10 protein-coding genes are annotated in these 12,294 nt (G+C 37.5%); all 10 read left to right on the top strand.

Going from position 1 to position 12,294, the window contains the following annotated elements; genetic code table 11:
* The first annotated feature begins 323 nt into the window (after window positions 1–323).
* The 10 genes from trpX (at window position 324) to Q9317_RS03960 (ending at window position 12,244) form a co-directional block, all read left to right on the top strand.
* Window positions 324–1,322, top strand: coding sequence for a tryptophan ABC transporter substrate-binding protein (gene trpX, locus Q9317_RS03915; protein WP_003099231.1), 999 nt, complete (start codon window positions 324–326; stop codon window positions 1,320–1,322).
* Between the two features lie 13 nt (window positions 1,323–1,335).
* Complete coding sequence (locus Q9317_RS03920; RefSeq protein WP_003099234.1) at window positions 1,336–2,205, top strand: ABC transporter permease; 870 nt, start codon at window positions 1,336–1,338, stop codon at window positions 2,203–2,205.
* Window positions 2,202–2,960 (top strand): ABC transporter ATP-binding protein, encoded by a 759-nt coding sequence (locus Q9317_RS03925; RefSeq protein WP_003099237.1) that lies wholly within the window; start codon window positions 2,202–2,204, stop codon window positions 2,958–2,960. The genes Q9317_RS03920 and Q9317_RS03925 overlap by 4 nt, the downstream gene beginning before the upstream one ends.
* 179 nt (window positions 2,961–3,139) lie before the next feature.
* Window positions 3,140–4,801, top strand: a complete 1,662-nt coding sequence (locus Q9317_RS03930; protein WP_003099238.1) for a ribonuclease J — start codon at window positions 3,140–3,142, stop codon at window positions 4,799–4,801.
* 91 nt (window positions 4,802–4,892) lie between these two features.
* Window positions 4,893–5,678 carry an alpha/beta hydrolase gene (locus Q9317_RS03935; RefSeq protein ID WP_031239022.1) on the top strand — a complete coding sequence of 262 codons (786 nt, stop codon included), beginning with the start codon at window positions 4,893–4,895 and terminating at the stop codon, window positions 5,676–5,678.
* Between the two features lie 12 nt (window positions 5,679–5,690).
* The gene (locus Q9317_RS03940; protein WP_003099243.1) at window positions 5,691–6,413 is read left to right on the top strand and encodes a matrixin family metalloprotease; all 723 of its coding nucleotides are present in this window, start codon (window positions 5,691–5,693) and stop codon (window positions 6,411–6,413) included.
* 62 nt (window positions 6,414–6,475) lie between these two features.
* Entirely contained in the window at window positions 6,476–8,380 is a 1,905-nt protein-coding gene (locus tag Q9317_RS03945) for an ABC-F family ATP-binding cassette domain-containing protein (protein ID WP_003099245.1), read from the top strand.
* 263 nt (window positions 8,381–8,643) lie between these two features.
* The gene (locus tag Q9317_RS03950; protein WP_003099247.1) at window positions 8,644–9,612 is read left to right on the top strand and encodes a thiamine pyrophosphate-dependent dehydrogenase E1 component subunit alpha; all 969 of its coding nucleotides are present in this window, start codon (window positions 8,644–8,646) and stop codon (window positions 9,610–9,612) included.
* Between the two features lie 89 nt (window positions 9,613–9,701).
* Complete coding sequence (locus tag Q9317_RS03955) at window positions 9,702–10,700, top strand: alpha-ketoacid dehydrogenase subunit beta (protein ID WP_003099248.1); 999 nt, start codon at window positions 9,702–9,704, stop codon at window positions 10,698–10,700.
* Between the two features lie 128 nt (window positions 10,701–10,828).
* Window positions 10,829–12,244, top strand: a complete 1,416-nt coding sequence (locus tag Q9317_RS03960; protein WP_003099249.1) for a dihydrolipoamide acetyltransferase — start codon at window positions 10,829–10,831, stop codon at window positions 12,242–12,244.
* The last annotated feature ends 50 nt before the right edge of the window (window positions 12,245–12,294 follow it).

Genomic DNA, 12,294 nt, shown 5'->3' on the forward strand with positions numbered 1-12,294 from the left:
TTGTTTTCATTCCTTTATTATAACATAAGTCTATTAGTAGCGAAAAAAATCTGACAATTCTCTTGCTTTTTCTGAAATTTAGGATATAATGATAAAAAATAACTTGAAAGGAAGTCCAACATGACACAACAAACACTTAGCATCACTTGGCAAAGCTGGCATAGATAAAGTTGTGTTTATGGAGCCATAGATACGACTTTTAGAGTACTTCTAAAAAGTATCTATGCGCTGATTTTGGACTTGACAAAAAGCGCCTAGTATCTGTTTACTAAGTGCTTTTTTTTTGTTTTTAAATAGGGTATTTCAAAAAGTAAGGAGTTTCAATGAAAAATAAAAGTTTACTAGCAACACTAATTCTCATTACGACTTTAGTTGTTTTCTCATTGGTGTTTGAAAAAACAGACAATCAAGTTCCTTTAGTTGCTAAAAAAGTGGTTAAGGTTGGTATTTTACAACTGGTCACTCACGAAGCCTTAGACCAGATTGAACAAGGGATTGAAGATGAATTGGCTAAATCCCCAAATAAGAACCAAAAAATTGAGATTCATTTAATGAATGCTGAAGCTGACCAAAGTAAATTACAAACCATGAGCAAGCAATTGGTATCCTCAGGTAATGATATTGTAGTAGGCATTGCGACACCTGCGGCTCAAGGATTAGCAACAGCAAGTAAGGATATTCCAGTGGTCATGTCAGCCATTACAGATCCAGTAGGGGCAAAATTGGTCAAAAATCTCAAAAAACCAGAAGCAAATGTTACAGGGCTTTCCAATCAAGTGCCTGTTGCTCAAACAGTTAAATTGATTAAAGACATTTCTCCTCAGACAAAAACAGTTGGTGTCCTCTATGCAAGCAGTGAAGACAATTCCATTTCACAAGTAAAAGCCTTTAAACAAGAAGCAGCCAAAGAAGGCATTACTGTTTTATCTTATGCTGTTCCATCTACCAATGAAGTGCCATCAACCATGGCGATAATGACAAGTAAAGTGGATGCTATTTTTATACCACAGGACAATACCATTGCTTCAGCCTTTTCAGCCGTTATCAGTGCAGCCAATGCAGCAAAGAAACCTGTTTATTCAAGTGTGGATACTATGGTTAAAGACGGTAGTATTGCTTCAGTGTCACAAAATCAATATGATTTAGGTGTTCAAACAGCCAAGCAAATCAAAGCCTTATTAAAAGGAAAGAAAGTTTCTCAAGTGCCTGTCAAAATTGTAGATACTGGAAAACCCATCCTCAATAGGAAAGCAGCAGCTGAACTTGGTATCAAGATTCCAGATGAGGTCTTGAAAAGATCTCAAATCATTGTAAAAGAATAAGAAAGGACGCCAAATGATTATTTCATCAGTATCACAAGGTTTACTATGGGGGATTTTAGGATTAGGAATTTATTTGACCTTTAGAATTTTAAATTTCCCAGACATGACAACAGAAGGTTCTTTTCCTTTAGGCGGAGCAGTAGCTGTTACTCTAATGAATTATGGGCATAACCCTTTCTTAGCCACTTTTTTAGCAGTTTTAGCGGGAGCTATGGCAGGTCTTGTGACCGGCCTCTTATACACGAAAGGTAAAATTCCGACACTTTTGGCAGGGATTCTTGTCATGACGTCTTGCAACTCTTTGATGTTAATGGTTATGGGACGCGCAAATCTGGGCTTGCATGATATCAAGAGGCTGCAGGATTACCTTCCATTTTCGACAGATGTTAACATGCTTTTGATGGGGCTTATGGCAGTAGTTGTTATGATTTTGCTCTTGATTTATTTTCTATACACGGATTTAGGCCAAGCTTATATTGCTACAGGCGATAATCAAGATATGGCTAAAAGTTTTGGAATTAATACTGATCGTATGGAAGTGATGGGTTTGGTTGTTTCAAATGCATTGATTGCTTTGTCTGGCGCATTGGTTAGTCAACAAGACGGCTATGCAGATGTCTCAAAAGGAATTGGTGTTATCGTCATTGGACTTGCAAGTATCATTATTGGGGAGGTGCTCTATTCAACTGGTCTAACCCTTTTGGAACGCTTAATTGCTATTGTTGTTGGCTCAATTCTTTACCAATTTTTAATCTCATCAGTGATTGCCTTAGGATTCAACACCAACTACTTAAAACTTTTCAGTGCAATGGTTCTTGCAATCTGCCTCATGATTCCAGTTCTACGACAAAAATTCTTTAAGGGGGTGACATTATCACGATGACTAAAGTAATTGAATTAATAGATGCTAGTGTTTTTGTGAATAACGGCTTTGACGAAGTCAAAACCATTTTAGATAAGGTTTCTCTGACCATTTATGAGCATGACTTTATCACCATTTTAGGTGGTAATGGTGCTGGCAAATCAACCTTATTTAATGTCATTGCAGGAACCCTGAAATTATCAGAAGGTCACATTAAAATTTTGGGCAAAGATGTGACCTCGTTTGGACCAGAAAGACGAGCAAACTATCTCTCTCGTGTCTTCCAAGATCCTAAAATGGGAACGGCTCCGCGCATGACAGTAGCAGAAAACTTACTGATTGCGGAAAAACGGGGACAAAAGCGAAAACTAGCTTCGCGGTCCATGAAAAATCGTGATGCACAATTCACACAACTCCTTTCCAGAACGGGCAACGGTTTAGAAAACCACTTGCAAACACCAACAGGTCTTTTATCAGGAGGACAACGTCAAGCTTTGAGTCTACTTATGGCAACTTTGAAACGGCCTGACCTTTTACTTTTAGATGAACATACAGCAGCCCTTGACCCCAAAACCAGTCTTGCATTAATGGGACTCACAAATGATTGTGTCAATCAGGAAAAGTTAACGGCCCTTATGATTACACATCACATGGAAGATGCCCTAACTTATGGCAATAGGGTTCTAGTGATGAAGGATGGCAAAATCATTAAAGACCTTAATAAAGAAGAAAAAGCACAATTAGCCATTTCAGATTACTACCAATTATTTGAATAAGCCAAAAACCAGTTCTTTGATAACTGGTTTTTTGATGTTTTAAAAGCAACTTGTGACTTGATAGCAGGAAAATTGAAAGATTTATGGTATACTAATAGGGAGTGTAGCAAAGCTACAAAGCAGTAATTCGACTTACAATGTAAGGACCGTTTGTAATAATAATTATCTAGAGGAGTATCATGAGTGATATTAAAATTATAGCCTTAGGTGGGGTTCGTGAATACGGCAAGAACTTCTATTTGGTTGAAGTCAATGAATCGATGTTTATTTTAGATGCTGGGCTAAAATACCCAGAAAATGAACAACTTGGTGTTGATTTGGTTATTCCAAATCTGGATTATATCATTGAAAATAAGGATAAAGTTCAAGGAGTTTTTCTTAGCCATGGGCACGCAGATGCCATTGGGGCCTTACCTTACCTATTAGCGGAAGTTCCAGTTCCAGTTTTTGGATCAGAACTCACTATTGAATTAGCTAAATTGTTTGTTAAAAGCAATAACAGCACCAAGAAATTTAATAATTTCCATGTTGTGGATAGTGAAACAGAAATTGAATTTAAAGATGGCCTTGTTTCCTTCTTTAAAACAACACACTCTATTCCAGAATCATTAGGTGTTGTTATTGGGACAGATAAAGGAAATATTGTTTACACAGGTGATTTTAAATTTGATCCTGCAGCGCGTGAATTTTATAGAACTGATTTAGGCCGTCTTGCTGAAATTGGTAAAGAAGGTGTTTTGGCCTTACTTTCTGATTCTGCCAATGCCACAAGTAAGATTCAAATTGCTAGTGAATCAGAAGTTGGTGAAGAAATGGACAATGTTATTGGTGATGCTGAAGGCCGTGTCATCATTGCAGCTGTTGCTTCAAACTTAGTACGTATCCAACAAGTTTTTGACTCAGCAGTGACACATGGTCGTCGTGTTGTTTTAACAGGTTCAGATGTTGAAAATGTAGTAAGAACAGCTATCCGTCTAAAAAAATTAACTATTATTGATGAAAAATTATTAATCAAACCAAAAGACATGCACAAGTTTGAAGATCATGAACTGATTATCTTAGAAGCTGGTCGCATGGGTGAGCCAATTAATAGTTTGCAAAAAATGGCAGCTGGTCGTCACCGCTATGTTGAAATTAAAAAAGGGGATTTGGTTTACATTGTTACAACCCCTAATATTTCTAAAGAAGCCATGGTTGCTCGTGTTGAAAACTTGATTTATAAAGCTGGCGGAAGAGTTAAACTCATTACGCAAAATCTTCGTGTATCTGGACATGCTAATGCACGTGATTTACAGTTGATGATTAATCTATTACAGCCTAACTATTTGTTCCCAGTACAAGGGGAATACCGTGATTTAGCAGCGCATGCTCTAGTAGCAGAAGAAGTTGGTATTTTCCCAGAAAATATTCATATTATGAAGCGTGGGGATATCATGATCCTTCATGATCAAGGGTTCTTACATGAAGGTGGGGTTCCAGCTAATGACGTTATGATTGATGGTAACGCTATTGGTGATGTTGGCAATATCGTGCTTCGTGACCGTAAAGTGCTTTCTGAAGATGGTATTTTCATCGTGGTCATCACTGTTAATAAACGTGAGAAGAAAATCGTCTCAAAAGCAAAAGTCAATACGCGTGGGTTTGTTTACGTTAAAAAGAGTCGTGATATCTTAAGAGAAAGTGCGGAACTTGTTAATACAACAGTAGACAACTATTTGCAACAAGATAATTTTGACTGGGGTGAATTGAAATCATCTGTTAGGGATGACTTGTCAAAATTCTTGTTTGAACAAACCAAACGTCGTCCAGCCATTCTTCCAGTTGTTATGGAAGTGCGCTAATTGAAAAAATAAATAAGGACAAGGAAGGAGTTGCGCCAATTTGGCCAACCCTTTCTTCTATCTTCTTGACACAGTAAATGGAGGGAAAGCTATGGCAAGCTTAAAAATTGAATACCATTCTGAAGTGCTTGGAATGGAAAGACAGGTTAATGTGATTTATCCAGACCAAAATCAGTTACGAGCTGAGGAAAAAGAGGATTTAGATATTCCTGTTCTTTACTTGCTTCATGGTATGGGAGGAAATGAGAATTCTTGGCAAAAACGAACTGATATTGAGCGTCTTCTTCGGCATACCAGGCTGATGGTTGTAATGCCATCAACTGATTTAGGATGGTATACAGATACTGCTTATGGTCTATCTTATTACAAGGCTCTTGCAGAGGAGCTACCAACTGTCTTACGTTATTTTTTCCCAAATATGACAAGCAAGAGGGAAAAGACCTTTATTGCAGGACTATCAATGGGAGGCTATGGTGCCTTTAAATTAGCCCTCAAAAGCAATCAGTTCTCATATGCTGCATCATTTTCAGGAGCACTTGCTATTCCAGATAGAGCATTTGATATCCTTAATGAGGAGCAAAAACCTTATTGGACTGGAATTTTTGGGGATTTACAATCTCCGGATGTTAACAAACATTACTTGACCTCAATGGTCTGTGAATCAGATTTAAAAACACACTTTTATGCTTGGTGTGGTTACGAAGATTTTCTGTTTGCTGCCAATGAAAAAGCTGTTGGTGAATTGACAGAATTGGGATTGCATATTACTTATCAAAAAGATCACGGCAGTCATGAGTGGTATTATTGGAATAAGCAATTAGAGGTGCTTTTGGAATGGTTACCAATCACCTATGTTAAAGAAGAAAGATTGTCTTAAAGAAAGGATTCCATGAAGCGATTTCTAAAACTGATTTTTTGGCTACCGAAAATGCTCTTATCCCTTATTTGGCGTATGGTCTGGAGCTTTCTTCAAACACTGGTGATTCTTTTTAGTGTCATTTTTGCTTTGCTTTATTATGCCAATCATAGTGATTCAAAACTGGCAAATGAAGTGTCAAATCTTTCTCACCGTGTCATTTCCATTTATGATTATTTTAAACAAAATGAGGCACAAACAAAGCCGGAAAAAGGGCACTTACATCAAACAGACCAGGTAGCACATGTTAGTGGTATCAGATGGCAAAGCAATCAGGCAACAGTTTATATAGAGGCGACTCATCCTGTTTTTGTTAATGCTTACCGCGCAGCTATTACTAATTGGAATAAAACTGGAACTTTTCAGTTCACAATAGTAGATGATTTTAAAAGGGCAGATATTATTGCTAAAGAGACCAATGATTCAACGATGGAGGCTGCTGGTCTTGCTAAAGTGGAAAGTCAAGAAGTGACTAAAATCATAAGGAATGCTAGTGTTTACCTTAATGCTTATTACCTTTTAGACCCACAATATGATTACTCTTCTGAGAGGATTGTGCATACGGCAGAACATGAATTGGGGCATGCTATTGGCTTAGAGCATGAAGATGAGAAGCCTTCTGTTATGAAATCGTCAGGCTCTTATTTAGGTATTCAAAAAAGAGATATGGAGAAGGTGCAAGCACTCTATCAGTGATTCCATACTGAAAAATAAATCAAAGTGTCCCATTAAGGGCACTTTTTTGCTAAAATAGACTTATGATTATTTTACAAGCTAATAAGATTGAACGTTCTTTTTCAGGTGACGTTCTCTTTCAAAACATTAATTTACAAATAGACAGTAGAGATCGTATTGCATTAGTAGGCCCAAATGGCGCTGGTAAATCGACCTTGCTGAAAATTCTAGTAGGGGAAGAAGAACCTAATCAAGGGGATATTAACAAGAAAAAAGACCTTTCCCTTTCTTATTTAGCACAAGATAGCCGTTTTGAGTCGGAACTAACCATCTATCAGGAAATGCTAAAGGTTTTTTCTGATTTAAGAGAAGATGAAGCTAAGTTACGCCAAATGGAAATGGATATGGCTAATGTGACGGGGGCTGAGCTTGATAAACTGATGAAGGACTATGATCATTTATCAGAAAGTTTTCGCCAACGAAATGGTTTTTCCTATGAATCTGACATTAAGGCAATTTTGAACGGCTTTAAGTTTGATGAGAGTATGTGGGATATGAGCATCTCAGAGCTTTCTGGAGGGCAAAATACGAGATTGGCTTTAGCTAAAATGCTTTTAGAAAGACCCGAATTATTGGTTCTTGATGAGCCGACTAACCACCTAGACATTGAAACGATAGCTTGGCTGGAAAATTACCTAACCAATTATCAAGGAGCCCTTTTAATAGTCAGTCATGACCGCTATTTCTTAGATAAAGTTGCTACGATAACAATGGATTTAAATCAAAATGCTTTGGACCGATATGTGGGAAATTATTCACGTTTTGTTGATTTAAAGGCCGAAAAACTAGCATTAGAAGAGAAAAATTTTGAGAAGCAGCAAAAAGAAATTGCAAAATTAGAAGATTTTGTTCAAAAAAATATTGTTCGTGCATCAACAACCAAACGGGCGCAGGCTAGGCGAAAACAATTGGAAAAAATGGAGCGACTTGGAAAACCAAGTTCAGCGACAAAGTCCGCCCATATGACCTTCTATGCGGAGAAGCCATCAGGAAATCAAGTTCTTCAAATCCGTCAAGCTGCCATAGGTTATGAGGGCAAAGTCTTAGCAGAGCCAATTGATTTTGAACTGACAAAGCTTGATGCCATTGCAATAGTTGGACCAAATGGAATTGGAAAATCTACCTTAGTCAAGTCCATTGTCGGTCAGATTCCTTTTATTGAAGGGCAAGTTAACTATGGTGCCAATCTTGATATGGGTTACTACGACCAGAAACAATCACGCCTCACTGCAGGAAATACTGTTCTTGAAGAATTATGGCAAGACTTTTCAACCCGTCCAGAATTGGAGATACGCAATCGTTTAGGAGCTTTTCTGTTTTCGGGAGACGACGTTAAAAAGACGGTCGGAATGCTTTCTGGTGGTGAAAGAGCCCGGTTACTGTTAGCTAAATTATCACTGGAAAATAATAATTTCCTTATTTTAGATGAGCCAACCAACCATCTTGATATTGATAGCAAAGAAGTCCTTGAAAATGCACTGATTGCCTTTGATGGTAGCCTTTTATTTGTCAGCCATGACCGTTATTTTATTAACCGTGTGGCGACAAAGGTTTTGGAAATTACTGAAGAAGGCTCACAGTTATTTTTAGGTGATTATGATTATTACCTTGAGAAAAAAGCGGAGCTAGAAGAATTAGCAGCTCTTGACAATCAAGACGATCAAGTGTCAGAAGTGATAAGTCCTAATGTTTATCAACAGCAAAAAGAAAATCAAAAAGAAGTGCGTAAATTAAGCAGACGCCTAGCAGAAATTGAAAGTCTTTTAGAAACTATTGAGGAGCAAGTTGAGGCACTCACAGAACAGATGACTATGACAAATGACGCTGTGCAATTAATGGATGCCCAGGCTCAGCTTGAAGATTTGGAAAAAGAACAAGAAAACCTAATGGATGAATGGGAGTCAATTGGGCAAGCACTAGACATTTAGGACCAGTACTTTAGAATTCATAGCATTACTCCAAAATGAAAGAATGTAATAAAAATGAAGATAAGATGAAGAGAGGCTTAGCCTTTCTTTTTCTGTTATATATAACAGTTCTATTATGGTATAACAAAATAGTAAGAGCTTTCACAAAGTTCAATAGTTTGATAAGCCTTGATATAAAAGGAAAAATCTCGAGAGTCAATTTCTTGCATATATTGGCTAAAAAGATTATCATTAAAATGTAATATAATATTTTGGAGGCCAAAATGGTAACAGTTTCGAAAGAAAAACATATGGATATGTTCTTGAAAATGGAACGTATTCGTGAATTTGACTCACGTATTAACAAACTCGTTCGTCGTGGATTTGTACAAGGGATGACCCATTTCTCAGTTGGTGAAGAAGCAGCCAACGTTGGTGCAGTAGCACATTTAACTTATGATGATATCATCTTTTCAAATCACCGTGGACATGGTCAATCAATTGCAAAAGACATGGATCTTAATAAAATGATGGCTGAACTTGCTGGTAAAGCTACAGGAGTCTCAAAAGGGCGTGGTGGCTCAATGCATTTGGCTGACTTTGAAAAAGGTAATTATGGAACTAACGGTATCGTTGGTGGTGGTTATGCCCTTGCAGTTGGTGCAGCATTGACACAACAATACAATGAAACAAATAACATTGTTGTTGCCTTTTCTGGTGATGGTGCAACAAATGAAGGATCATTCCATGAGTCTGTTAATATGGCTGCAACTTGGAAACTTCCAGTGATTTTCTTTATCATCAATAACCGTTATGGTATTTCAATGAATATCAACAATGCAACAAACACTCCTCATTTATACACTCGTGCAGAAGCTTATGGCATTCCAGGTTTCTACTGTGAAGATGGCAATGATTTAATGGCTGTTTATGAAACTATGGATCAAGCAGTAGCTCATGTTCGTGGTGGCAATGGTCCAGCAATTGTCGAAGTAGAATCATACCGTTGGTTTGGTCACTCAACAGCTGACGCTGGTAAATACCGTACTAAAGAAGAAGTTGATGCTTGGAAAGAAAAAGATCCAATGATCAAATACAGAGCTTACCTTACAGCAGAAGGAATTGCAACAGATGAGGAACTTGATGCTATCCAAGCACAAGTTAAACAAGAAGTTGACGATGCTTATGAGTATGCTCAAAACAGTCCTGATCCAGAATTATCAGTAGCATACGAAGATATTTGGGTTGACTAATAATTCACTAGTTTAAAGGACTTATTTAGCCTTAAAACTAATGAAACAAATCAATTTCTATTTTGTAAAAATTAGGAGAAAAAATTAAAATGACAGAAACAAAATTAATGGCTTTGCGTGAAGCTGTGAATCTTGCCATGACTGAAGAAATGCGCAAGGATGACAAAATCTTCCTTATGGGAGAAGACGTTGGTGTTTATGGTGGTGACTTTGGAACATCTGTAGGCATGCTTGAAGAATTTGGACCAAAACGTGTTAAAGACACACCAATTTCAGAAGCTGCTATTTCAGGTGCTGCTATTGGTGCTGCTATTACAGGACTTCGTCCAATTATTGACGTAACATTCATGGACTTCTTAACAATTATGATGGATGCTATTGTTAACAATGGTGCTAAAAATAACTACATGTTTGGTGGTGGTTTAATCACACCAGTTACTTTCCGTGTTGCATCAGGTTCAGGTATTGGATCAGCTGCACAGCATTCTCAATCACTTGAAGCATGGATGACACATATTCCAGGAATCAAAGTAGTTGCTCCAGGTAATGCTAACGATGCTAAAGGACTTTTGAAATCAGCTATTCGTGATAATAATATTGTTATCTTTATGGAGCCAAAAGCACTTTACGGTAAAAAAGAAGAAGTTAACCAAGATCCAGATTTCTACATTCCACTTGGAAAAGGTGAAATTAAACGTGAAGGTTCTGACTTAACAATCGTTGCCTATGGTCGTATGCTTGAACGTGTTTTACAAGCGGCAGAAGAAGTAGCTGCTGATGGTATCAATGTTGAAGTTCTTGACCCTCGTACATTAGTTCCACTTGATAAAGAATTAATCATTGAATCTGTTAAGAAAACTGGTAAGTTAATGTTAGTTAACGACGCCTATAAAACAGGTGGATACACTGGTGAAATTGCAACAATGATTGCTGAAAGCGAAGCATTTGATTATCTTGACCACCCAATCGTACGTTTGGCAAGTGAAGATGTCCCTGTTCCTTATGCGCGCGTTCTTGAGCAAGCTATCTTACCAGATGTTGAAAAAATCAAGGCAGCTATTGTTAAAATGGCTAAAAAAGGAAACTAATATACAGATGAATAAAGTCTCACTCAATGAGGCTTTCTTCACTGTATAATCCTTATAAATGACTAAAATTATCTGCTAAATAAATGCTAATGATTTATGTGTAGTGATGATAATCGGAAAGGAAAATTATGGCTGTTGAAATTATAATGCCAAAACTCGGTGTTGATATGCAAGAAGGTGAAATCATCGAGTGGAAAAAACAAGAAGGTGATGTTGTCAACGAGGGCGATATTCTTCTTGAAATTATGTCTGATAAAACAAATATGGAAATTGAAGCTGAGGAGACGGGTGTTCTTTTAAAAATCGTTCGTCAAGCTGGTGATGCTGTCCCTGTAACGGAAGTTATTGGTTACATTGGAGCTGAAGGAGAGTCTGTAGACACGATTGCTTCAAGTGAAAAAACAACTGAAATTCCAGTTCCTAACTCAGCTGATGCAGCACCGGCTGTTGCGCCAAAAGTAGAGACTGAAGTTCCAGAAGTTGCTGTTGCTAAAACAGCTATCCCTCAAGAAGATGGTGCCAAAGTTCGTGCAACACCTGCTGCAAGACGTGTAGCTGCAGAACTTGGTATTAACTTAAGACAAGTTGCTGGAACAGGTCCATTTGGACGTGTTCACCAAGACGATGTTGAGAACTTCAAAAATGCTCAACCAAAAGCGTCACCACTTGCTCGTAAGATGGCTGAAGCTGAGGGTCTTGATTTGGCTGACATCAAGGGAAGTGGTTATAATGGCAAGGTTATGAAAGAAGATATTCTTGCTGCTATTTTAGCTACAAAACCTGCACAAGAAACAGCTAAACCAGCAGCAGCTAAAGAAGAGCTTAAAGCAGAATTACCTGAAGGCGTTGAAGTTATTAAGATGTCTGCAATGCGTAAAGCAATCTCTAAAGGTATGACTAACTCATACTTAACAGCTCCGTCATTTACATTGAATTACGATATTGACATGACAGAGATGATGGCTTTCCGTAAAAAATTAATTGATCCAATCATGAACAAAACAGGTTTGAAAGTCAGCTTTACTGATTTGATTGGTATGGCAGTTGTCAAAACATTAATGAAACCTGAGCATAAGTTCCTAAATGCATCATTAATTAATGACGCTCAAGAAATCGAACTTCATGAATTTGTTAATATTGGTATCGCCGTTGGTTTAGACGGTGGACTTATTGTACCAGTTGTACACGGTGCAGACAAAATGTCACTTGCTGATTTTGTTGTTGCTTCTAAAGACGTTATCAAAAAAGCACAAAATGGTAAGTTGAAATCAAACGAAATGTCAGGATCAACATTCTCAATTACAAACTTGGGAATGTTTGGAACCAAGACATTTAACCCAATTATTAACCAACCTAATTCTGCAATCCTTGGTGTAGGTGCAACGATTCCAACACCAACAGTTGTTAATGGTGAAATTGTTGCGCGTCCAATCATGGCAATGTGCTTGACCATTGACCACCGTATCGTAGATGGTATGAATGGTGCTAAATTCATGGTTGATCTTAAAAACTTAATGGAAAACCCATTTGAATTATTAATCTGATTATAAAAATAGACTTGAAACCATTGCTGATGGAATAAAGTGTATAATAA

Origin of the sequence: Streptococcus iniae, assembly GCF_030732225.1 — a bacterium.
Classification (GTDB): Bacteria; Bacillota; Bacilli; order Lactobacillales; family Streptococcaceae; genus Streptococcus; species Streptococcus iniae.